Origin of the sequence: Providencia rustigianii DSM 4541 (genome assembly GCF_000156395.1) — a bacterium.
Lineage (GTDB): Bacteria > Pseudomonadota > Gammaproteobacteria > Enterobacterales > Enterobacteriaceae > Providencia > Providencia rustigianii.
In genome coordinates this window covers 684,578-708,325 of the sequence record NZ_GG703818.1, presented here as the reverse complement: position 1 = coordinate 708,325, position 23,748 = coordinate 684,578, and the positions used below count along the sequence as shown (strand labels likewise).

The 23,748-nt window shown below is 40.9% G+C and carries 23 protein-coding genes and 1 pseudogene; 14 read left to right on the top strand and 10 right to left on the bottom strand.

Annotation, left to right across the window (positions count from 1 at the left end; all coding sequences use genetic code 11):
• From PROVRUST_RS08350 to PROVRUST_RS08335, 4 genes are all read left to right on the top strand, one after another.
• Nucleotides 1–534: FxsA family protein (locus tag PROVRUST_RS08350; protein WP_248696630.1), on the top strand; the 534-nt coding region annotated here is incomplete at its 5' end.
• 159 nt (nt 535–693) lie between these two features.
• Nucleotides 694–984, top strand: coding sequence for a co-chaperone GroES (locus PROVRUST_RS08345; protein ID WP_006814338.1), 291 nt, complete (start codon nt 694–696; stop codon nt 982–984).
• Nucleotides 985–1,037: 53 nt separating this feature from the next.
• A complete protein-coding gene (gene groL / locus PROVRUST_RS08340; protein ID WP_006814337.1) occupies nt 1,038–2,681 on the top strand; it encodes a chaperonin GroEL in 1,644 nt (547 codons plus the stop codon).
• A 399-nt stretch (nt 2,682–3,080) separates the two neighbouring features.
• Nucleotides 3,081–3,425, top strand: coding sequence for a DUF4156 domain-containing protein (locus PROVRUST_RS08335; RefSeq protein WP_039854784.1), 345 nt, complete (start codon nt 3,081–3,083; stop codon nt 3,423–3,425).
• Nucleotides 3,426–3,476: 51 nt separating this feature from the next.
• On the opposite strand, the gene epmB is transcribed toward PROVRUST_RS08335, so the two are convergent.
• Nucleotides 3,477–4,505 carry an EF-P beta-lysylation protein EpmB gene (gene epmB / locus PROVRUST_RS08330; protein WP_006814334.1) on the bottom strand — a complete coding sequence of 343 codons (1,029 nt, stop codon included), beginning with the start codon at nt 4,503–4,505 and terminating at the stop codon, nt 3,477–3,479.
• A 42-nt stretch (nt 4,506–4,547) separates the two neighbouring features.
• Between epmB and efp the strand changes: the two genes are divergently transcribed.
• A complete protein-coding gene (gene efp / locus PROVRUST_RS08325) occupies nt 4,548–5,114 on the top strand; it encodes an elongation factor P (protein ID WP_006814333.1) in 567 nt (188 codons plus the stop codon).
• Between the two features lie 100 nt (nt 5,115–5,214).
• Here the strand turns inward: efp and PROVRUST_RS08320 are convergent, their stop codons facing one another.
• The 3 genes from PROVRUST_RS08320 to PROVRUST_RS08310 all read right to left on the bottom strand — a co-directional run bounded on the left by PROVRUST_RS08320 (nt 5,215) and on the right by PROVRUST_RS08310 (nt 8,994).
• Nucleotides 5,215–5,418, bottom strand: coding sequence for a YbdD/YjiX family protein (locus tag PROVRUST_RS08320; RefSeq protein ID WP_006814332.1), 204 nt, complete (start codon nt 5,416–5,418; stop codon nt 5,215–5,217).
• Between the two features lie 232 nt (nt 5,419–5,650).
• Nucleotides 5,651–7,744 carry a pyruvate/proton symporter CstA gene (gene cstA, locus PROVRUST_RS08315; RefSeq protein WP_392397985.1) on the bottom strand — a complete coding sequence of 698 codons (2,094 nt, stop codon included), beginning with the start codon at nt 7,742–7,744 and terminating at the stop codon, nt 5,651–5,653.
• A 341-nt stretch (nt 7,745–8,085) separates the two neighbouring features.
• The gene (locus tag PROVRUST_RS08310; RefSeq protein WP_006814330.1) at nt 8,086–8,994 is read right to left on the bottom strand and encodes an EamA family transporter; all 909 of its coding nucleotides are present in this window, start codon (nt 8,992–8,994) and stop codon (nt 8,086–8,088) included.
• A 266-nt stretch (nt 8,995–9,260) separates the two neighbouring features.
• On the opposite strand from PROVRUST_RS08310, the gene sugE reads away from it, so the two are divergent.
• Nucleotides 9,261–9,575, top strand: a complete 315-nt coding sequence (sugE, locus tag PROVRUST_RS08305) for a quaternary ammonium compound efflux SMR transporter SugE (protein WP_039854780.1) — start codon at nt 9,261–9,263, stop codon at nt 9,573–9,575.
• Between the two features lie 86 nt (nt 9,576–9,661).
• Here sugE and PROVRUST_RS08300 read toward each other — a convergent pair whose 3' ends face one another.
• Nucleotides 9,662–9,913, bottom strand: coding sequence for a helix-turn-helix domain-containing protein (locus PROVRUST_RS08300; RefSeq protein ID WP_006814328.1), 252 nt, complete (start codon nt 9,911–9,913; stop codon nt 9,662–9,664).
• A gap of 218 nt (nt 9,914–10,131) precedes the next feature.
• Here PROVRUST_RS08300 and PROVRUST_RS08295 point away from each other — a divergent pair, with 218 nt between their 5' ends.
• The gene (locus tag PROVRUST_RS08295; RefSeq protein WP_006814327.1) at nt 10,132–10,908 is read left to right on the top strand and encodes a hypothetical protein; all 777 of its coding nucleotides are present in this window, start codon (nt 10,132–10,134) and stop codon (nt 10,906–10,908) included.
• 52 nt (nt 10,909–10,960) lie between these two features.
• Complete coding sequence (locus tag PROVRUST_RS08290) at nt 10,961–12,154, top strand: MFS transporter (protein ID WP_006814326.1); 1,194 nt, start codon at nt 10,961–10,963, stop codon at nt 12,152–12,154.
• Between the two features lie 35 nt (nt 12,155–12,189).
• Here PROVRUST_RS08290 and PROVRUST_RS08285 read toward each other — a convergent pair whose 3' ends face one another.
• The 5 genes from PROVRUST_RS08285 to frdA all read right to left on the bottom strand — a co-directional run bounded on the left by PROVRUST_RS08285 (nt 12,190) and on the right by frdA (nt 16,237).
• Nucleotides 12,190–12,774, bottom strand: a complete 585-nt coding sequence (locus tag PROVRUST_RS08285; RefSeq protein ID WP_006814325.1) for a TetR/AcrR family transcriptional regulator — start codon at nt 12,772–12,774, stop codon at nt 12,190–12,192.
• 160 nt (nt 12,775–12,934) lie between these two features.
• Nucleotides 12,935–13,288, bottom strand: coding sequence for a fumarate reductase subunit FrdD (gene frdD, locus PROVRUST_RS08280; protein ID WP_006814323.1), 354 nt, complete (start codon nt 13,286–13,288; stop codon nt 12,935–12,937).
• Between the two features lie 15 nt (nt 13,289–13,303).
• On the bottom strand, nt 13,304–13,699 hold the full coding sequence (gene frdC, locus PROVRUST_RS08275; RefSeq protein ID WP_006814322.1) for a fumarate reductase subunit FrdC: 396 nt from the start codon (nt 13,697–13,699) through the stop codon (nt 13,304–13,306).
• A 14-nt stretch (nt 13,700–13,713) separates the two neighbouring features.
• On the bottom strand, nt 13,714–14,448 hold the full coding sequence (locus PROVRUST_RS08270) for a succinate dehydrogenase/fumarate reductase iron-sulfur subunit (RefSeq protein WP_006814321.1): 735 nt from the start codon (nt 14,446–14,448) through the stop codon (nt 13,714–13,716).
• Nucleotides 14,441–16,237 (bottom strand): fumarate reductase (quinol) flavoprotein subunit, encoded by a 1,797-nt coding sequence (gene frdA, locus PROVRUST_RS08265; RefSeq protein WP_006814320.1) that lies wholly within the window; start codon nt 16,235–16,237, stop codon nt 14,441–14,443. Before frdA ends, PROVRUST_RS08270 begins: the two co-directional genes overlap by 8 nt.
• A 785-nt stretch (nt 16,238–17,022) precedes the next feature.
• Between frdA and epmA the strand changes: the two genes are divergently transcribed.
• The 6 genes and pseudogenes from epmA to PROVRUST_RS08235 all read left to right on the top strand — a co-directional run bounded on the left by epmA (nt 17,023) and on the right by PROVRUST_RS08235 (nt 23,744).
• The gene (gene epmA / locus PROVRUST_RS08260; protein ID WP_006814319.1) at nt 17,023–18,000 is read left to right on the top strand and encodes an elongation factor P--(R)-beta-lysine ligase; all 978 of its coding nucleotides are present in this window, start codon (nt 17,023–17,025) and stop codon (nt 17,998–18,000) included.
• Nucleotides 18,001–18,279: 279 nt separating this feature from the next.
• Nucleotides 18,280–19,650, top strand: a pseudogene (locus tag PROVRUST_RS08255) (type VI secretion system Vgr family protein); the annotation flags it as partial.
• A 35-nt stretch (nt 19,651–19,685) separates the two neighbouring features.
• A complete protein-coding gene (locus PROVRUST_RS08250; RefSeq protein ID WP_006814317.1) occupies nt 19,686–20,225 on the top strand; it encodes a phospholipase D-like domain-containing protein in 540 nt (179 codons plus the stop codon).
• Between the two features lie 3 nt (nt 20,226–20,228).
• Nucleotides 20,229–21,194: an SEL1-like repeat protein gene (locus PROVRUST_RS08245; RefSeq protein WP_006814316.1), complete on the top strand. Its 966-nt coding sequence runs from the start codon at nt 20,229–20,231 to the stop codon at nt 21,192–21,194.
• A gap of 107 nt (nt 21,195–21,301) precedes the next feature.
• A complete protein-coding gene (locus PROVRUST_RS08240) occupies nt 21,302–22,183 on the top strand; it encodes an SEL1-like repeat protein (RefSeq protein WP_006814315.1) in 882 nt (293 codons plus the stop codon).
• Between the two features lie 142 nt (nt 22,184–22,325).
• Entirely contained in the window at nt 22,326–23,744 is a 1,419-nt protein-coding gene (locus PROVRUST_RS08235) for a hypothetical protein (protein ID WP_006814314.1), read from the top strand.
• Nucleotides 23,745–23,748 lie beyond the last annotated feature (4 nt).

Genomic DNA, 23,748 nt, shown 5'->3' with positions numbered 1-23,748 from the left:
GTGCGCTGGTTACCACTAATTTTGATAGGTGTTTTGGTCTATATAGAGTCGGTAATTTTTGTCCGAGTCGCTGATGAAATCGGTGTATTAATGACACTTATTTTAGTGGTGCTCACATCCTGTTTAGGGGTTTCACTTGTGAAAAACCAAGGGATGAAAAATGTAATGCAAATACAACAAAAATTAATGAATGGTGAAAGTCCCGCCGCTGAAATGATTAAAAGTGTGGCGTTGGTGTTAGCTGGATTTTTACTAATTGTTCCAGGATTCTTTACTGACTTTATTGGTCTACTTTTATTATTACCGCCAGTACAAAAATTATTTGTCATGCGTTTAATCCCGCATATTAAATTTTATCAACCGGGTAATGGCTTTCATGGTACAGGCCGTAATGGTTTTCAAGATGGCAATACTTTTGAAGGTGAATTTCAACGTAAGCAAGATGATGCATCTTATACGATAGATAGCCCTAATCAGGGTGATAAAGAGGATAAATCTGCCGAGTCTGATAAAGATGAGCGTCCGAAGTACTAATTCCATTGTTTTTGTAGGGAGATAAATAATGAAAAAATTTATCTCCCACCCCTTGAAGTCTGATAAACCAACCCCAATCTCCTGAATCATGGTACTGGTGAAGATCATCTTGGTATCGTCCTTTTACTCGTATGGACTTTATTTGTAGGAGAACTATTAATGAACATTCGTCCATTGCATGACCGCGTTATCGTTAAGCGTAAAGAAATCGAATCAAAATCTGCTGGTGGTATCGTTTTAACTGGCAGTGCTGCGGGCAAATCAACTCGTGGTGAAGTTATCGCTGTAGGCCAAGGCCGCATCCTGGAAAATGGTGAAATCAAAGCGCTGGATGTGAAAGTTGGCGACATCGTGATTTTTAACGACGGTTATGGCGTAAAAGCTGAAAAAATCGACAATGAAGAAGTGTTAATCATGTCCGAAAGCGACATCTTAGCAATTGTTGAATAATCATTTTCACTTAAAACTTTCATCAAACGAAAAGAATTTAAAGGAAAGAAATAATGGCAGCTAAAGACGTTAAATTTGGTAATGATGCACGAGTAAAAATGCTTCGTGGTGTCAATGTTCTTGCTGATGCAGTTAAAGTGACTTTAGGCCCTAAAGGTCGTAACGTTGTTTTAGACAAATCTTTTGGCTCACCAGTTATCACTAAAGACGGTGTTTCTGTAGCACGTGAAATCGAATTAGAAGATAAATTCGAGAACATGGGTGCTCAAATGGTGAAAGAAGTTGCTTCTAAAGCTAACGATGCTGCGGGTGACGGTACAACTACCGCAACAGTTCTGGCTCAATCTATCATCACTGAAGGTCTGAAAGCCGTTGCTGCGGGTATGAACCCAATGGATCTGAAACGTGGTATCGACAAAGCGGTTATCGCAGCTGTTGAAGAACTGAAAACACTGTCAGTTCCATGTTCAGACACTAAATCAATCGCACAGGTTGGTACTATTTCTGCAAACTCTGACGAAACTGTGGGTCGTTTAATCGCAGAAGCAATGGATAAAGTCGGTAAAGAAGGCGTTATCACCGTTGAAGAAGGTACTGGTCTGGAAGACGAATTAGACGTGGTTGAAGGTATGCAGTTTGACCGCGGTTATTTATCGCCTTACTTCATTAACAAACCAGAAACTGGTGTTATTGAACTGGAAAACCCATTCATTCTGTTAGTTGACAAAAAAGTTTCTAACATTCGTGAATTACTCCCAGTATTAGAAGGTGTTGCTAAAGCAAACAAACCACTGCTGATTATCGCGGAAGATGTTGAAGGTGAAGCACTGGCGACATTAGTGGTTAACACTATGCGCGGTATCGTGAAAGTGGCTGCGGTTAAAGCGCCTGGTTTCGGTGACCGTCGTAAAGCAATGCTGCAAGACATCGCTATCCTGACTAACGGTACTGTTATCTCTGAAGAGATCGGTATGGAGCTGGAAAAAGCAACGTTAGAAGATTTAGGTCAAGCAAAACGTATCGTGATCAACAAAGACACCACTATCATCATTGATGGTGTTGGTGACGAAGCCGCTATCGCGGGTCGTGTTGCTCAAATTCGTCAGCAAATCGAAGAATCTTCTTCAGATTATGACCGTGAAAAACTGCAAGAGCGCGTTGCTAAATTAGCTGGCGGTGTTGCAGTAATTAAAGTCGGTGCTGCGACAGAAGTTGAAATGAAAGAAAAACGTGCTCGTGTTGACGATGCTCTGCATGCAACTCGCGCTGCGGTTGAAGAAGGTGTGGTTGCTGGTGGTGGTACTGCTCTGGTTCGCGTTGCTGCGAAACTGGAAGGTATGAAAGGCGACAACGAAGATCAAACCGTTGGTATCCGTGTTGCACTGCGTGCAATGGAATCTCCAATGCGTCAAATCGTCACCAACGCAGGTGAAGAAGCTTCTGTAGTTGTTAACAAAGTTAAAGCGGTTAATGGTAACGAAGGTTACAACGCGGCAACGGATACTTATGGCGATATGATCGAAATGGGTATCTTGGATCCAACTAAAGTGACTCGTTCTGCACTGCAATTCGCTGCATCTATCGCAGGCCTGATGATCACTACTGAAGCAATGATCACTGATGCTCCTAAATCAGATGCACCAGACTTAGGTGGCGCTGGCATGGGCGGCATGGGTGGAATGGGCGGCATGATGTAAGCCATTCGGCAAACATCTTGCTCAAGTAGCCGTTAACTAAGTTAGCCGCTACCAGCCAATATAGACCGGCATTGTTAGTTTCTCTAGCAGTGCCGGTTTTTTATATGTATTAAATTGATATTTTTGCGATCTGCATTCATTGGGACTATCACTTATTTTTGCGTTTGCATGGCTCATCGGGTTATATTTAACGTAAGGTAAAAAATGGTTTAAATAAGTAAAGAACATCACGAGCGTCTTGATAGTTTTGTGATAAACTCTGAGCGATTGGTAGTTTTTAAAAAGTTTACCGCTGCATCTAGTAAGCGAATTCACTGCCATAAAACAGAATTTTGAGTGATTGGAGCGATAAAGGTTCTACAACCAGCTGCAAAAACACAATAAAAAATGAGGGAAAACATGCGAATTAAAGTCTTGCTTGGTGCTGCTGCATTACTAACTTTAGCAGGTTGTACATCAACCAATGATCTAACTGCGGCAGGCTCACAAGTTCGTTTTGTTGAAAATCAACCGGGAAGTGAGTGTCAACTTCTTGGTCAGGTAATTGGAACTCAAAGCAACTGGCTGAGCGGCGTTAATAATGAATCTAGCTCTATGCGTGGAGCAGCGAACGATTTACGTAACAAAGCAGCGGCAATGGGTGGCAATGTCATTTTTGGTGCGTCAAGCCCAAGCGAAACCGTCCTCTCTAGCTTTGTTCCCGTCGATAGCAAAATGGTTGGTCAGGTTTATAAGTGCCAATAATTTAAGTATCGTAAAGACCCGCTTAGTGAATAAGCGGGTTTTTTTATCTCTTTAGCTTTGTCGTAAATTCAAATCCAATAATGTTTTACTGGGTTCCCCGCCGATCTCTCGTGCTAATTTAGGTACCAAATAGCCCGAAACCTTGCTTAATAACTCACGAATTAATTCTCTTGCCTCGTTATCACTCACTAAAAAGTGGGCAGCACCTTGCACTTTATCCAAAACATGCAAATAGTAAGGCAGAATTCCGGCTTCAAATAATGCATTACTCAAGTTAGCTAATGCAGTGACATTATCGTTAACTTGGCGTAGTAACACGCTCTGGTTGAGCAGAGTAACCCCCGCACGTTTTAATTTTTGCATAGCATGAGTAAAAGAGTCGTCAATTTCGTTGGCATGGTTCACATGGGTGACCATAATCACGTGTAAACGCGACTGCTCCAAGCGCTTGCAGAGTGTGTTGGTGATCCTTTCTGGGATTACAACCGGCAAACGGGAGTGAATTCTCAAGCGTGTAATATGAGGAATATCCTCAAGTTGGCTAATAAGCCAATCAAGTTCGTGATCTTTAGCCATCAATGGATCACCACCAGAAAAGATGATTTCATTGAGTTCACTGTGGTTTTTTATATAATCCACCGCCATCAACCAGTTATTTTTATTTCCTTTGTTATCTTCATAAGGAAAATGCCGGCGAAAGCAGTAACGACAGTTCACCGCGCATCCCCCTTTAACCAGCATTAATGCTCGGTTGTGGTACTTGTGCAGTAAACTTGGAATTTCATTATCCTGCTCTTCTAGTGGATCAGTAGAAAAACCTGGATGTATATCAAACTCTGTCTTTGCGGTTAACACTTGCAATAACAGAGGGTCTGATGGATCGCCTTTTTTCATTCGAGAAATAAAAGGTCGAGGAACGCGTAAGGGGAATAATTTCCGAGCCTCGTTGCCTTCTCGCGATGGTAAATGGTCTTCCAAATTGAGTATTTGCAGCAATTCATCAGGATTAGTGACTGCTTCAGCAAGTTGTTGTATCCAGACTTCTCTGGATGAGGTATTTTGAGTTATAATATCGACCATTTTTTGGCTATGCCATTTTTAGTTTATAAATAGAGGATCTCCATGGCTACTTATAGTACCAATGAATTCCGCTCAGGTCTTAAAATCATGTTAGATGGTGAGCCGTGTGCAATTCTTGAAAGTGAATTCGTTAAACCGGGTAAAGGTCAAGCGTTCGCACGTGTGCGTCTCCGTAAACTGATTTCTAACAAACTGTTGGAAAAAACGTTTAAATCTACTGACTCTTGCGAAGGTGCAGATGTCATGGATATGAACTTAACTTACCTGTACAACGACGGTGAGTTCTGGCATTTCATGAACAATGAAACTTTCGAACAGCTAGCAGCTGATGAAAAAACAGTTGGTGACAACGCAAAATGGCTGGTCGACCAAGCTGAATGTATCTTAACCTTATGGGACGGTCGTCCAATCGCCGTAACACCACCGAATTTCGTTGAGTTAGAAATTACGGACACAGATCCAGGTCTGAAAGGTGATACTGCAGGTACTGGCGGTAAACCAGCAACACTGAGCACTGGCGCAGTGGTTAAAGTTCCTCTGTTCGTACAGGTCGGCGAAGTGATTAAAGTTGACACCCGTTCAGGTGAATACGTATCACGCGTAAAATAATTGCCGAGTAGATCAAGCGAGTCATTATAGTGAGTGACTCGATGAGATCAAGAAGAGCCGGATACAGTTTTGTGCTGTATTCGGCTTTTTTATTGAAGAGTTAACAGCACTTAAATCCACCTTTACCTTTGCCGCCATAACGCGCATCTTGCCGCTCTTTGAAAAATTCCTCATAAGTCATCGGCGTTTGATCAGGATGGGTTTGCTGTATGTGAGCAACGTAGTTGTCGTAGTCGGGGACGCCGACCATCATTTTGGCGGCTTGGCCCAAGTAACGGGCCGCCTTCCCTAAGTTCCCAAACATAAATCCTCGTCATATTTTGTGTTGTAGCGTTGTTAGCTTCACTTGGCTACCCTAGTCACATAGTTATCTATGTTCCCAGGGATATCCTCGCTTGCTGCCTAGCTACAACACAAACTATTTAGAGGATTGCATTGTAGCCAGTGATTTTGGAGAAAGAGAGTGAGTTTTGAAAAATATTTAAGAAAAATAAATGCTTAAAACAAAATTGCTCATCCCTCGATCTCCGTTGCTCTTAATGATGGCGGGTGTTCGCCACAATGTCTTGGTAGTTCTCTGGCATTGGCTCGTAAGGCACTTCGTTAGCCGTTGGCTCCTTAGATTTTAATGCTTTTAATGCGGTACGCAGAGAGAAAATAGCGAGAACCACGACGACAATCATGAAGAAAATCGTTAAGCCAGCATCTAAACGGTTATTAAAGATTAACTGAGTAAGCTGTGACTCCGTGTATTGTGGTGGAATGTTACCGCTGTCTAACATCGCTTGGAATTTATTGGCGACAGCTAAAAAGCCAACACGGGCATCTTCACTGAACGTCTTTTCCCAACCCGCAGTCATAGTACAAACTAGCAACCATGAGGTAGGTAATAGTGCGACCCACGCATAAGCTTGGCGCTTCATTTTGAACAGAACAACTGCACACAGCATCAATGCCATACCTGCTAGCATTTGGTTGGCGATACCAAATAGTGGCCACAATGTGTTGATACCACCCAATGGATCCACAACCCCTTGGTGTAAGAAATAACCCCATGCCAATACGCATAGTGCGGTGGCAATCAAGTTTGCCGGGAGTGAATCGGTTCTTTTCAACGATGGAGAAATTACACCCAATAAATCTTGCAGCATAAAGCGCGCAGCACGGGTTCCTGCATCCACTGCCGTCAGGATAAATAACGCTTCAAACAGGATGGCGAAGTGATACCAGAAAGCCACATTCATCAAGCCACCTAAAGCACCATGGAGAATGTACGCCATACCTACTGCAAGGGTTGGTGCTCCACCTGCACGGGAAATAATACTGGTTTCACCGACATCATTGGCAATTTGAGTGAGTTGTTCCGGTGTAATCTGGAAGCCCCAACTACTAACCACTTGAGCGGCTGACGCCACCACATCTGTAGTACCGGCTGGTGCCAACATAGCCATTGGGCTGTTCATCGCAAAATAAACACCGGGGTCAATCACACAAGCAGCCACTAATGCCATGATGGCAACGAATGACTCCATCAACATCCCACCATAACCAATAAAACATGCTTGATTTTCATTGGCTAACATCTTCGGTGTGGTACCCGATGAGATTAAGGCGTGGAAGCCTGATACGGCACCACAAGCAATGGTAATAAATAAGAATGGGAATAAATCACCCGCCCACACAGGACCCGTACCATCAATATATTTGGTTAGCGCTGGCATTTGTAGACTTGGATTTAAAATTAAAATACCAATAGCGAGACCAATAATGGTACCAATTTTCAGGAATGTAGACAGATAGTCACGAGGTGCTAACAATAACCAAACGGGTAATACGGCAGCTACAAAGCCATATCCCACGAGCATCCATGTTAATTGAACGCCGGTGTAGTCAAAATAAGGTGCCCATGTTTCACTTTCTGCAACCCAACCCCCAGAGATAATAGCAAAAACGAGAAAAACTAAGCCTATGACAGAAACTTCACCAATACGACCGGGGCGAATATAACGGGTATAAATCCCCATAAAAATAGCCAGTGGAATCGTGAAGGCGACGGTATAGGTTCCCCAAGGACTGTGTGTCAGCGCTTTCACCACAATCATCGCGAGAACAGCTAAGATAATCACCATGATCATAAAGCAGGCGATCAGGGCAATAACCCCAGCAGTATTCCCCATTTCCTCTTTAACCAATTCCCCCAAAGAGCGCCCATCACGGCGAGTGGACACAAATAGCACCATGAAATCTTGTACAGCACCGGCAAGCACAACCCCTGCCAGTAGCCATAACATTCCTGGTAAATATCCCATTTGAGCTGCTAGCACCGGTCCGACAAGTGGACCGGCCCCTGCGATAGCGGCAAAGTGGTGACCAAATAACACTTTTTTATCTGTCGGGACGTAATCCAGACCATCATTATGACGAATAGCTGGTGTCATACGTGTTGAATCGACTTGTAAGACCTTTTTCGCAATAAACAGTCCATAGTAGCGATATGCAATAAGATAAATACAGACAGCAGCAACAACAATCCACAAGGCATTTATTTGTTCACCACGGTTTAGTGCAATATAACCGAGTGAAAAAGCACCGAGCAGAGCGAGAGCAATCCAAATCAATTGTTTACCCATAGCCTTCCCCATCCATTTCATTAACGAGTCATTATTATTTATTTAAGTAAAACTGAAACAGGTATAGCGAGAGTAAATCAAAAGAAAAAGTAGCTAAAACGAGACACCTAATTGAAATTTTAAGTAAATTTCATTATTGCAATTGGCGTCACTAAAATATGAATGAATATTGGATTTTATCTTGTTTTTGTCTATGTGGCGTTTTTGTTTTGAATTTTTATTTCAATAATTATAAGTTTATTGGTTTAATAAACTTATAATTAGGGTGTGGCGAATAGTGGGAATATAAAATCGTAGGGAAAAAATACCGTATTAAACTTTCCGGTATTTTAATAGGTTAGCTATCGCTGTCTCAGCATTTGAATAATTTTCTTACCAAATAGCGTTGTTATCAGACCTATCATGATCAAAATCAGCCCAGCGACTTGTATGCCATTAATATGCTCACCAAGGAATAATGCGCTGCTACTGAGACCAAAAACGGGAACGAGCAGTGAGAATGGGGCAACTCGCCAAGCTTCATAACGGCCTAATAAAACGCCCCATAAACCGTAACCAACAAATGTTGATAAGTAAGCAAGATAAATAATCACGCCAAATATAGACCAATTAAACCCGGCTAAACCTTGGACGATGGCAGTTTCACCTTCGAAAATCCATGAGCTTAATAGAAAAGGGATAATGGGGATCAGAGCACTCCAACTAACCAGTGATAGAGCACTACATTTTTCATCACCTTGTTTTTGCATAATAATACGGTTGGTGATATTGCCTGTCGCCCAAGATAATCCTGCAATTAATATAAACACTAAGCCGATCAGTGGAATATCATCAATACCGCCGGCAGTTGCCCCATTGGCTAAAACGGCTAGACCAGCGATAGCAATGAACATCCCAATAAAATGATTGAGTTGTAAGGATTCTTTTAAGATGATGGCACCGAGTAGTAAGGTAAAAAAGGCCTGAGATTGTAAGATCACCGAGGCAATACCTGCTGGCATACCGACATGTAAAGCGCAGAATAGAAATGCAAATTGCCCAAAACTGATAGTGAGTCCATAAATCAGTAATAACCTAAATGGGATATTAGGGCGTTTAAACAGAAAAATTGCAGGAAATGCCACGAATACAAAGCGTAGTGCGCCAAGTAATAAAGGTGGTAGGGCGGTTACGCCAAGCTTTATGATCACAAAATTGACGCCCCAAATGACGACGACACAGAGTGCTAATAATATATCTTTGATATTCATGGATATTTCTCAGAGCATGATTCGAGAGTAGTGAATACTGTACCTGTGGATTTAAAATCATGCGATGGTATTGGTGCTAGTGGATAAAATATAGTAGGAATAAGTGCAATATTATTGTTAATTTGGTGTTAATTATTATTTATCATCGCTTGAATCTCATAAATTGAATGTTTATAATGCATTTCTAATCATCGGTGTTCAGGACGACCTGAAATTACACATTCAATTACTGGGGACGACCCCGTTAAGTTAACGGGAAAATGACCATGGCTTGGATCATCCTTTTATTTGCTGGTTTATTAGAAGTTGTATGGGCAGTGGGCTTAAAATATACTCACGGTTTTACGCGCTTAACGCCAAGCATCATTACCATTCTTGCCATTATTGCAAGTATGGGCTTATTGGCTTATGCCATGCGAGATCTTCCAGCAGGAACCGCTTATGCTATCTGGACGGGGATCGGGGCAGTGGGTACCGCAATTGTCGGTATTATCTTTCTGGGTGAATCGGCGAATATCTTCCGCTTATTAAGCTTAGGGTTGATAGTACTGGGGTTGATTGGTTTAAAAGTCTCAAGTTAATCAATTGAAACAAAAATGGGAGAATGAATATTCTCCCACTTTTTTACTCAAAGAAAATATTATTATAAGTGACATAATAAGAGTTTTTACTTTTTCAAGACGATATTAGAAATGTTTTTTCTCTGAATCTGATAGTTAATATAACGTGAAGGCCAGATTTTTTCTGGGGTTGTCTCTAAAAAATCAGCAATAATTCTTTCACCCTTAGGCCAGCGTCGCGATAAAGCATTGTTTAATGTTGAGGAGTTTAGTCCAACAGATCTAGATATTGCTGATAATGTCGAACCTTTCTTTCTGATTGCGGCAATAATATCCGCAGGATGCCAATCTTCTTTCATATTACCCTCCGATAATTAAATAATAATTAATTTTAAAATTTAATTATGTATATTTTAATTGATATATATTTTGTGATTGAAGAGATATTAAGTTAGATAAATAAATTTCATTTTCAAATGCGTATTAATTTAATCTTTTGTTGTTAATTTTTTTATGTTAAAGATATTGGCGATTTAAAATATGAATATTTCATGTGTAATTTAAAAAGGAAGATTAAATGAATATTGAAAGTGATTTTTTGGAGAAATCATGTAATGGATTAAGAAATATATTTTCTAGTCAGTTTAATTGGGATGATATGGATTTATCCTTCAGTAGGGTTGATTTGTCAGAGAGGAAAATATTCACTATATCAAGTAATTATGAGTGGGTTTTAATCTATTGGAGCGATGATCTCGACCTTTTAATCAGTGAGCGACTATCATCGGGAATTCAATATTGGGATAATTACTCTAAGGCATATACAGATACTTTAGTAAAAGTAGATAAGAAAAAAATTAAAGTTGATCTCTGTACGAAATATGGGAATGTTTTTGAATTAGCATCAATTAATTCGAAAAGTAAATTATCGATAAAGGAAATTAATGCAATATATAAATATAGGGCTATTGTTTCAGACTATGCACAAAGTATTTGGCAGAAAGATGATGATTCTTTTTTACCACAAAGAGAAAATATTATTTTATCAACCGGGGGTAATGGTTCCAAAAATGAAGTAGATAATGATTTACTCGACATACATCAATATATGCGTTTCGGTAACATTCGTTTCACACGTAAAGAAATGATCACTATTCGTTTATTACTTTCCCACTGTAAGGTAAAAGAAATTAGTTATATTCAAGGCTGTTCGGAAGCAAATGAGCATAAGCGCATTCAGCGTATTAAAGAAAAATTAAATTGCCCACATGTTTCCTCAAGTGGATTATTTACGGTTCTTAAAGATCATGGAATTACATTAGCCTGTTTAGAAATGCTAGTGAGTTATCCCTAATTTTTTCATGAATATGTATTAAGGATAAAAATCTTACAACAAGGATGACACAATGAAATGGAAATATCGATTTGGTGCAGCTGCAGGAAATGCGCTGGAATATTATGATATTGCAGTATTTGCAGCAATATCTGTTTACCTGAGTGCCGAACTGGAGAAACTAGGTTATTCCCAATCAACATTAATGGTATGGGGTATTTTTGCATTACGTTTTTTAATTCGACCTATTGGTGGTGTAGTTATAGGGCGTTATGCCGATACTGCGGGGAAAAAGGCAGCATTAGTCCTAACAAGTTCAATCACGGGGATAGCGACATTATGTATGGCATTGTTGCCGATTCAATTACTAGGGGTCTATACGCCCCTTGCTATTCTAATTTTTCAGCTTGCTCTATCCTTTAGTTTTGGAGGGGAATATCCATCCTTGGTAACGTATTTATTCTCTGATGTGCAAGAAGATGAGCGAGCTAAAATTGCTGCGCTGATTTCTGGAAGCATAGTTGTAGGTGTTATTATTTCTACAGGATTAGTGTTTTTTTTACAGCAAGTTCTTGATAAAGAAACAATGCATAGCATTGGTTGGCGGATCCCTCTATTGGTAGGCTTGTTCAATATAGGAATGAGTTTTTGGTTTAGAACGAAGCTACCAGAAAAACGGGCAAACAGACCAGTAAAGCGAGCGTTTAATTGGCTAGGCATTATTTACTTATTCTTGTTAACAGCGCCAGCTTCAGTTGCTTTTTATTCACAAAACTTGTCTGGTTCTGTTATTGTGAGGCATTTGAAGCATGATGTATTAAAGGATATTTTTCCTCTAATATCTTCCGGGCTTTTGTTAGCACTGATTATTTTAAGTTGTTGGTGGACAACAAAATATAGCACGCCATTGAGAATATACCGGATTGGAGTCGCTGCACTAGTGCTATTAGCAGCCCCGGTTTATTTTACGCTTCAGCTTGATAACCTAATGTTAGTTTGCCTTGCACAGCTCTCGATTGCAGGGTGTTCTTCAATGATATTGGCAAATTTACCTGCTGTACTTGCAAGAGTTGTTCATGGTAATACCGCAATGTTAGGTGCTGGCTATAATGGAGCTTCTGTATGTATTGGGGGAGTAACACCGCTGGTCATTACTTATTTGAGTGATTTTCACTTAGGGTATGCTGGATGTTTTATTGCATTGTGCGGCGCATTATTCTTCCTGACTCGTTGGTTACCCAAATCAAAAGAATTAGAGTTTAATTAAATGATTAACCCCGTAGCGAATCTGCGGGGTATTTCTTATTTACTAAGTAATTTTAAGAAGCAGTTATAAAGCAGCTTATTCAAAGTATCTTGGTTATATTCATGTGAAGTTGCTAGGTTATCCACCGCAGCATGCATTGAATGATAAATCATTGTGGCGATAAGTTCAGGTGGTGATGCCTGCCACTCTTGTTGCTGCTCACCAAGGGCTAATATTTGTTTAATTTGCTCGATGGCTCGTTGTTCATGGTTGTTTGTATGTCCATGATATTCATCGTGAAATAGCATATCGTGGAGCGATTGTTTTTCAACATAGTATTTAACGCTGTTTTCGCACCATGATTTTAACTGTGAAGAAGCTGATTGATACTGTGAAAACGCCTCCGCAATGTGCCCTAAATACCAATCCATATAACGGGTGCGCAAGGCATCCATAATTTCGTTTTTAGATTGAAAATAATGATAAAAAGTCCCTTTTGCCACATCAGCTGCTGCGACAATATCACTCACCGTTGTTGCCACAAAACCTTTCGACAGAAATAATTGCTCAGCTGCATTCATTAGCTCATTCAAACGCTCTTCAGCGGGCTTAGTTCTTGGTTTCTTCGGTTGAGTGTCCATCTTGGTTATCTCTTAGCATTATTTCAGCGAATAGCCGCATCATAGCATTCAATAAAGTAATTCTAAATGTAGGGAACAATATTCTGAAGATAAAAAAATACCCCAGCACTCAATGAGTTGATGGGGTATTTATTCGTAACTTATATTATCGACTTAATGATTATAGAGTGAATACACCGATAATCGCGATAACACTAATGATTGCAGAGCTGCCGTAGAACACCCATTTTGTTGCAGGAACATGCACTTTAAAATCGTGCAGGGTGTGGTGGATACGGTGCATACCACACCATACAGGCAAAATAATCATCAGTAATAAGAAAATACGACCGATAAAGCTTTGGCTAAATGCCATAATGCGCTCATAGCTCAGCATTTCTGGTGCAACACCTAATGGGATTAAAATACCCAGTAAGATGATGACTGCAGGGCCAATAACGGCGCTCCACATACCACCTGCACCAAATAATCCCCAGAAAATCGGCTCATCGGAACGTTTAGGCGTTAGATTCATCAGATTCTCCTTCGATTAAAATAGTAATGCGATTGCTAAAATAGCCGCAGTGACGACGATAGTCAGAGCCCAGAAGCCTTTAACGATAGGCTCATCTGGCATTTTATTATCTTTCACAATAATAGAGACAGCTTTCGGTGCTAACTTAAACCACGTTGTGGTGTGTAGCAGTGTGGCAGCCAATGTCACTAAGTTAATGATCAGAATGATTGGATTACTTAAGAATCCAACAAAGCCAGCCCATGATTCTGGACCACTTTTCAGAGCAAAGACTCCGTACAGGACTAAAATACTAAACCAGACCTGAAGAACGGAAGTGCTTTCGCGCATGATGTAAAAACGGTAAAAACCGAGTTTTTGCCACCAGTCGCCTTTCATTTCCCGTACATAGGGTTTACGTTTTGTTGTCATGACTTCAATTCTCCTTATCGTGGCTTCAGCATGGCGATAACAAAGTCTTGCGCGCTGGCAACTTTACCTTGCTGGATAGCGGCCGCAGGGTCGACATGCTTAGGACAGACTTCAGAGCAGTAGCCTACAAACGTACAGCTCCAAACACCGTTGTCACCATTTAACAGTGGCATACGCTCTTTTGCACCGTGGTCACGGTTATCGAGGTTGTAGCGCTCTGCTAATGTGATAGCCGCAGGGCCTAAGAACTCAGGGTTCAGACCAAATTGCGGGCAAGCTGCATAGCACAGACCGCAGTTAATACAGCCAGAGAACTGGTGATATTTCGCCATCTGAGCAGGAGTTTGCTTATTCGGACCTTCAGACAGTTTACGATCATTACCAATAATATACGGTTTGATCGCTTCTAAACGTTCGATAAAGCTAGTCATATCAACAACAAGGTCGCGCTCGATAGGGAAGTTACCCAGTGGCTCAACTTTCATTCCTTGTGGGTATTCACGGAGGAATGTTTTACAAGCCAGCTTCGGTACATTATCAACCATCATGCCGCAAGAACCGCAGATAGCCATACGGCAAGACCAGCGATAAGACAGATCCGGCGCTAAGTTATCTTTGATATAACCCAATGCATCTAACAAAGACGTTTGCGCATCGTAAGGGACATCATAAGTCACTAAATGGGGCTCACTATCCGTTTCTGGATTGAAGCGCATGATCTCCATTTTTAAGTGTTGCATCTCACCCATTAGCCTGCTCCTTATTCGCCTTGTCTTGAGCTGCCCCTTCAGCACCATACACACGTTTCGCTGGTTGTGATTTAGTAATTTTCACATCAGAATACTCAAGGCGTGGTGCGCCTTCTGGATTATAGAATGCCAGCGTGTGTTTCAGGAAGTTTACATCATCACGTTCAGTGCAACCTTCGTCGAGACGTTGGTGAGCACCGCGGGACTCTTTACGATTAATCGCAGAGTGAGCCATACATTCCGCGACGTCTAAGCCGAAGCCCAGCTCGATGGTGTACAGTAAGTCAGTATTGAATACGCTGCTATGGTCAGTGATTTCGACTTTCTTGAAACGCTCTTTCAGTTCTGCAATCTTATCAACTGTTTTTTGCATCAATTCAGGGGTACGGTAGATACCGCAACCTTCTTCCATTGATAACCCTAATTCATCACGAATTTTCGCCCAGCTCTCATTACCTTTTTGGTTTAAGAGTTTATGTAGGTCGTTGTCAATATCACGAGTACGAGCTTCGATAGCACTTGCATTTGCTGGAGTTGCTTCCGCTGCATGACGTGCAGCTTCTTCACCGGCTAAGCGACCGAATACCACTAATTCTGCGAGTGAGTTAGAGCCTAAACGGTTTGCACCATGTAAACCAACAGACGAACATTCACCCACAGCAAATAGACCTTTAATGCGAGTTTCTGTACGTTGGTCGGTTTCGATACCGCCCATGGTGTAGTGCGCTGTTGGACGAACTGGAATTGGCTCGTTAACAGGGTCAACACCGACGTAAGCTTTTGCTAATTCACAAATGAATGGTAGGCGTTCATGTAGTTTTTCAGCACCGAGGTGACGCAGATCCAGATACACAACATCACCACGAGGAGTGCTGATAGTGCGACCTGCACGCCATTCGTGCCAGAATGCTTGAGAAACTTTGTCACGAGGACCCAGTTCCATATATTTATTTTCTGGTTTGCCCAGTGGGGTTTCTGGACCCATTCCGTAATCTTGCAGATAGCGGTAACCATCTTTATTGACAAGAATACCACCTTCACCACGGCAACCTTCAGTCATCAGGATACCTGAACCTGGCAGACCTGTTGGGTGATACTGAACGAATTCCATATCACGTAGTGGTACGCCATGGCGAAGTGCCATACCCATACCATCACCTGTTACGATACCGCCGTTGGTGTTATAACGATACACACGACCCGCACCACCAGTAGCCATAACGATAGCATTTGCACGGATTTGTACTTTAGTACCTTCCATCATGTTCAGAGCAACTAAACCACGAGCTTGACCTTCATCGACAATAATATCGAGAACGAAATGCTCATCGAAACGTTGGATCTGAGGATATTTCAATGATGTCTGGAACAAGGTGTGCAGCATATGGAAGCCGGTTTTATCCGCGGCAAACCATGTACGCTCAATTTTCATCCCACCGAAACGGCGAACGTTAACTGAACCATCTGGTTTACGGCTCCACGGGCAGCCCCATTGTTCTAGTTGGGTCATTTCTGTTGGGCAGTGCTCGACGAAATAATCGACGACATCTTGCTCACACAGCCAGTCACCACCAGAAACAGTATCATTGAAATGATAGTCAAAGGAGTCATGGGCTTGAGTAACTGCGGCTGATCCTCCCTCTGCTGCCACGGTATGGCTACGCATTGGGTAAACTTTTGAGATCAGAGCAATCTTGATATTGGGATTTGCTTCAGCAGCAGCAATTGCTGCTCGTAAGCCTGCGCCCCCGGCCCCGATAATCGCTAAATCGGCATTGAAGGTTTGCACTGCGCTTCTCCATTGTTCAAGTGTAAATTAGTAAATTAATAAATTCTTTTAAATACTTTTAGTGCTTAGCTATCTCAATTCCAGCTTGCCTTTAGGCTAAACTGCAAAAAATCTTTTTCTAATCGTAGATATATAATAGCTAATAACGACTTATTATGTTGGTAATTATAGCGAATAGTGTCTGGGATAAATTTGATATAGAAAGGTGTTTTGGGTGATATTACCTACAAAATGTGATCTGCGTCTTCTTTTTGTAAATTGTTTCTCTCTCTAAGACGTTTAGAGAGGAAATGGAAATAATAAAAAGAAATATCAAATAATTATCATTAATCTTACACGAATTCCTAGCATGAAAAACCAACTAAAATCGTCGGGTTTAACCTGTTTGTAGTCGATAATAGGGTGCTTTTGGGGAAAATTCTAAATTCATATCGAATAGAAAATTGCGAATGAGTTCACTATTTTAAAAACGGTTTAACTTTTTTACTGAGAAATCATTTTTTAAATGTGCCAAGTAAGTAACGGGGGATTGTTTTTTTTAACAATCACATCACAAGTTATAAGAAAAAATCATGTTTTTGTTTTTTTTTAATCAATTGTTAAAAGTTGATGGGAAAGCTTTTTGCCTAATCGTATAAAGCAGGAGATAATCCCTCCATCTTTCTCACCTTACTTCGCTATTATCTATCGGTACTCAAATAGGGCGTTTTATCCACAATATTCCATTGTGTGTTGGGTATGAGGTGAGTACACTGCACGACTATGTTTATTTTGGAGTCATTTTAATGAGTGAAGTAGCGAATTGGCAGCCAACTGCCCCCATCGCTAACCTGTTACAGCGCGCAAAAATTATTGCGGAAATTAGACGCTTTTTTGCTGATCGCTGTGTACTTGAGGTAGATACACCCGCCATGAGTCAGGCAACCGTGACTGACATTCATCTTGTTCCATTTGAAACTCGCTTTGTGGGACCCGGCGCTGCTCAGGGCATTAACTTATATTTAATGACCAGCCCTGAATACCATATGAAGAGATTACTGGCAGCGGGGAGCGGTCCTATCTATCAAATGTCCCGCAGCTTCCGTAATGAAGAAGCTGGAAGACACCATAATCCTGAATTTACAATGCTAGAATGGTATCGTCCTCATTTTGATATGTACCGTTTAATCAATGAAGTGGATGACCTTCTACAGCAAGTTCTCGAATGTGACAGTGCTGAATTATTATCCTATCAGCAAGCTTTCTTACGCCATTTGAATATTGATCCGTTATCAGCAGAAAAAAGTGAACTGAGAGACGTGGCCGCACGCTTAGATTTAAGCAATATTGCGGATCAAGAAGAGGATCGTGATACGTTATTGCAGTTGCTATTTACGATGGGCGTTGAACCTCATATAGGTAAAGATAAGCCAGCAGTGGTCTACCATTTCCCAGCGACTCAAGCATCATTAGCCGTTATTAGTACTGAAGACCATCGTGTCGCAGAACGCTTTGAAGTCTATTATAAAGGTATGGAACTGGCGAATGGCTTCCACGAGTTGACGGATGTACATGAACAGCGCCAGCGTTTTGAACAAGATAATCGTAAGCGTGCAGCGATGGGATTACCTATCCAGCCGATTGATGAGCATCTACTTGCCGCTCTTGAACATGGTCTTCCTGACTGTTCTGGTGTCGCAGTGGGGGTTGACCGTTTAATGATGCTAGCGCTCAATGCCGAACGGATCAGTGATGTAATTGCGTTCCCTGTGACGATTGCATAGTTACTAATTAAAATTGTTATTGAAAATAAATGCACCCCAAAAGTTGAATATCAACAGACTAAGGTGCATTTTTATTGTTTGCATCGCCTACCTCAAATTGATTAGATTGCTTCAGATAATTCTTCTATATATCCCATTAGTAAGAATTATGATTGCTTTTAGTTTCATTTGCTGCTTTTCTGTCTCTACTTAAGTTAAATGCATTGAATTTGCATTGGTGACCTTCTGTCTTGATCTCTGTTGCGGGTTACCACGAAACTCATAGAGAAGGAATACAGAATGAGCTTGCTGGATGCTGCACAACGGTCACTTCAATCCCACAATCGCTATCAACTGGCTATTCAAGACTGCCAGACGCCATTAGATGTTGAGTCGTTCATTGGACGAGAAGCCATTAGTGAGACTTATCGTTACCAGATTACCTTTACGTCCCCAGACAAAAACCTGCAAGCCCAACGGCTTCTTCGTCGCAGCACTCACTTTACCTTTTCATCCCCGACTATCCCATTGGCCGCCTTAAGTTCGTTGAATGAACCTCAAAAACGGGTACATGGTGTGATCACGCATTTTAAGCGGTTGTCCGGTTCAGTGGATGAAGCTCTGTACCAAATTGTTATCGAACCATTTGTGTCGCTGCTACGCCATCAAATACGTTCGCATCGGTTTTTCCTCAATCAATCTGTGCCTGAAGTCATTGAGCTTATCTTGCGTGAACACCAAATGCAGGGCTGGGAATTTGAGTTTCACTTACAGCGCCAATACCCCAAGCGGGAGCAAATCAACCAAATCAATGAAAGCGACTGGCAATTTATTGAGCGTTTACTCAGTGAAGTGGGGATTTTCTATTCCTTTAGTCTTCAAGCTGACACGAAGACTGAGATAATTCACTTTGGCGATAGCCAACGCGCCTATGTGTATGATTTACAACTGCCACTCAATAGTCCCTCTGGCATGAGTGATAATGGCGTGGAGAGTGTGTGGGGATTATCACTGCGTCACCAAGTGGTCGAGCGCAGTGTCACCGCCAAAGATTATAATCACCGCCAAGCGATGCTAACCCTGCAATCCATTGAGACGGACATGACTCGAGGTGAAGGTGAGAATATCAACTATGGTGACGTTTACCACTACAAACCCCGCCACCTTGAGCGCGGTGAAAAATACCAACCCGAAACAGAAACGGCGCATTTTTGGTCACGACTTGACCATGAACGCTTTCTCGCACGTCAAACGGTACTGCGAGGAAAAAGTAATTCCCCTCGCCTGACGCCATTAATGGTTTTCAAAATCATCGACAGCCAATTGCCGTCCACGTTGCCCACGGATTTTCAATCGGAAATCTTAATCACGAGATTGCGTTTTTCAGGCAGTCGCAGCAGCGCGTTAGTGATTCAGTTTGATGCGGCGCCGTACACCGAAGCCTTGTGTTGGCGCCCGATCCTTAAGCCACGTCCGGTGATTGCAGGCACGTTAACGGCACGGATTACCAGTGTTAAAACCAACGATATCTACGCCCATCAAGATGAGCATGGCTTTTATTGGGTCAAATTTGATGCAGACCGTGATGAAAAACCGACGGGCTATGAAAGTATGCCCGTGCGGCTGGCGAAACCCTATGCGGGAGATACCTACGGAATACACTTCCCCTTAACTCGAATGAAGTCGGAGGGTATCAAACCTACAAGATGCTGGAAACGCTAGGTCGCCGTGATTTGATGCGGGAGCATGCTGCGTATCGAGATACGGTAAATAATGTCATGGCATCGACCCGAAACGGTCAGGTGTTAGCCCCAATTGATGTCGTTAACCCTGATGATATTCAGGAAGAAACCATTGAGGGGTTTAAGAGCGTGATTTGCACGTTAGTTTCCCCTGATTCTGACCGCTGGCAATCGGTGTATGTCCACAGCAAGCTAACCTTAGTGGATGACACCTTTTTAATTCAAGGCTCTGCCAATATCAATTTACGCAGTATGGCATTTGACACTGAAATTGCGGTGATACTGCAAGATACGGATATTTTTCCGATTGTTAAGCCATTGCGGGAAAATTTGTGGGGGCTACATAAAGGAACGGGAAGTGTTTCTGGTGATTTAGATACGGAGTTTAAAAACTGGGTTTTAATTAGTAAAAACAATGCAAAAATTAAAAATAGTAATCAAAAACCAATAAGTTCACTCATTCCCTTTGAGGATAAAACGATTGGGCTAGAAAATACGGATTAAATAATGTCATTAACTAAATATTGCGTATTACTGTGTAGCTTACTGGTACTTGTTAGTTGTAAACCGATAGATAAAAAGGATGTCATTGTGGCTCAAAAAAACGAACCCGATTTAACGTTCACCTGTGTGTATGAAAAAAACACGCTACCTCCCGTTGATCCTGAAGCCGATATTTGGTTTAAACAAGCCCGTGAACTTGAAAAGGCCAATAAATCTCAACGGGATTATGCTCAAATTGGTGCACTTTACCGTAAAGCCGCAGAACGTAATCACCCTAAAGCCATGCTTAACTTAAGCAACTTAATCAGTTATGGCAAAGTTCCCCCCATTGAAGGTAAAGGCCCTGCTCAAGAGGTGTGGGACATTATTCAAAAAATGGCTAAATTGGATATCAGCTATGGTTATTACCAAATGGGGCACTACCTCGATACGGGTTATGGAGTCGTCGCTGATCGTACTAAAGCTTTAGCTTACTTTCGTCAAGCTGCGGATTTAGGCAGTCCCGAAGCCCAATATGTGATTGGCGATATTTTTGTATCTCAACGTTTATCGGACAGAGATAATCCAGCTTATCGCCCTGATATTGGGAAAAAAATGTTGGATTGCTCTGCAAATCAAGGTAATGGAGAAGCCGCATATCGTCTGGCAAATTACTTATGGAATGTTGAAGAAGATACTGGTGGAACATTAAAATATTATCAGCTATCTACAAAAAATGGGTATCGACATTCAGCGTCAACTTTAACTGGTGCTTTTGACCCAAAAACAATATTAGGAAGTATTGATTATCTTGGCGTAAAACCTGATAAAGAACGTTCATTACGTTATTATGCAATAGTCAAAGAAATCGACGCTTCTGATGAAATAGCCAAATTCCCCGATATTGATAAAATCGTTCCACTTCCCCCTGCTGAACTCCCTGAATGGGATGGCACGTTTGAATATAAAAAACAGGCAGAGGGGCAATAACCAAGATGAATCGTTCCTTTTTATTTCATCATCAATACGTCACTCGTCGCATATTTAAATGCGGTGCATTGATTTGTAGCATATTGATGCTGAGCGCTTGCAATCCGATGGATAAAAAGGAAGAGCCGCCGGCTCAAAAAACCGAACCGGATTTAACTTTTACCTGTGTACAAGAAAAAGACAGTTTTCCACCATTAGATCCCGAAGCTGATGCTTGGTTTAAAGAAGCACGTCGCTTAGAAATTAAAAAAGGTCCTAAAGATTTTGGTCATATTGCTACATTGTATCGTCAAGCGGCTGAAAAAAAACATTACAAAGCTATAGGTAACTTACAGAATATGATAGCAACAGGTCAAGCTGAACCTATGATAGGTAAAAAACGCTCTGAAGAGGTGATTGATTTAGTTGAGCAACTGATACAAATGGATATTCCCTTTGGTTATTACATTATGGGGACTTATCTCCAAAGAGGTTTCGGAGTAAAACAAGACTCAGATGCAGCGATGCGTTATTTTTTAAAAGCCGCAATAATGGGGAATCCAGAAGGACAACTTGCCATTTCGGAGCAATTCCTTAATGCGAGAACTCCGTTGTATCGTTTGGACTTAGGCAGAAAACTACTCGATTGTGCGGCTAAACAAGGTAATACAGACGCAGCTTATTCTCTTGCGATGAATTATGAAGTTCGTGATAAAAATTATAGTCAGGCACTGAAATACTATCAATTAGCTATCCGATATGGTAGCGATCAATCAGCGTATAAGTTATCTGAAAGTTTTAACACATCAGACCCTAAGAATGAAATATACTATATGGAACAACATGTTGATCCTGAAAGGGTTCGTCGTTATAAATTGATAGAAAAAGAGCTTTCACTTAATCCTAGAGCCAAATTCCCCGATATCGATAAAATCGTTCCTCTCCCACCTGCCGAACTCCCTGAATGGGATGGCACCTTTGAATATAAAAAACAGGCTGAGGGGCAATAACCAAGATGAATCTTTTTTTTATCTCACAATAAAATGCTTAGCAAATTTTAAAAGCGGGGAGGGGAGTACGGTTTATTTTTTTAGTAGATAAAAAAATTTTAATTTATCAATAGAAATATCACATTGAATATAAAGGAACTATATGAAATACAAAACGAAATTATTTAAACTATTACTTAAACCTATCGGTATTTTGTCACTTGCTCTGTTAAGTGTTTTTTCTTCACAAGCAAAAGAAAAAGACACCCCTTTCTTACTTGTATCTATTGATAGAAGTGAAAATATTCCATATCAACTAATGAAAAATGGTCATATTATCGAATCAGGGAAGACTGATTATAAAGGGCGAATATTCACAAAGTCACATGATAATAATAAAAGTGAATCTTGGTTGATCCGTACATCAACGGGGGTTTATGGTGCCTATTTACCGAATAAAAGTGAACAAGGTGAACTTTATGCATTTTATTCACCTCATACGTATTTTGATATGGAAGAAGTTGATAACCCACCTTCAAAAAATAATTATGTAGCGTTCACTTTTTTTGGCAAAAATTCAAGCCATTATGAATCAGAACCTTATTGGATTTATCAGAATAATAAATTAATCGATACTGGTGTCACTGCTCATGAAAATAACGGTGGAGTTTCTGAGATATTAACAGTCCCTACGGTAATAAACACCTTCAAAATATTAACATGTTCAAATACGGTATTTTCAGTTGAGAGAAAAAATGAATCTGAAAGTCTTTACGCTCTGACTAATTATTTTGATATTACCTATGATAATTCAGGGAAAATTAAGCTAACTGAAGCAATGAAGCAGCAATGCCAATTGAAAAAAAGTTGGCAATTTAATATGGCATCAACAAGCTCTGAATATAATCAAAATAAGCCTTTTTTGAGTATTGGTATTGTTCCTTATAAATCAGAGGAACAGCGTACACAGATTATCGATGCAAAATATGAAGCCGAAAGAATTTCTGCGAAAAAACATCAAAACTTAAAAGAGCAAAATTATCTTTCTGGAAATAAACGTTTCTCAGGTAATGGGGGGATCATGCCAACTGGCGAATGCCCAGCAGACCTAATTGGTATTTTTGGTATTCCTGCTAATTTACCCGAAAGCCACATTATAGATATTGCCCATGAGCTTTATTTTTCAGATGAAACATTGGCGGGCGATGCGGCTTTTAAGCTTTATTCAGAGTCAGGTATTTTTTATCGTAAAGGAATGAAAAGTGGTTCTGTAAGCGAGATAACAATAACTAAAGGAAATAATGATGAAAGAGGGATCATCAGTGCTTTAATGGAAGGTAAGCCTTATTGCTATGCAAATATTGGCTCCGATGGCGATAACTCTTATGTTTATCTAATGGATTACAGTCAAATGTCACCGAATAGTTTTGAAAAACTTCGACAATATTTAGGTCGGATTTGGGGGGTAACACCATCAGAAGAAGATCTAAGAAATATACATTATCTTTATGGGCGTACTATTAGTGAACCAGGGATAGGCGGTGCCTCTTTTCTGATCCCACTTCAACGTATGGAAAAATAATTTA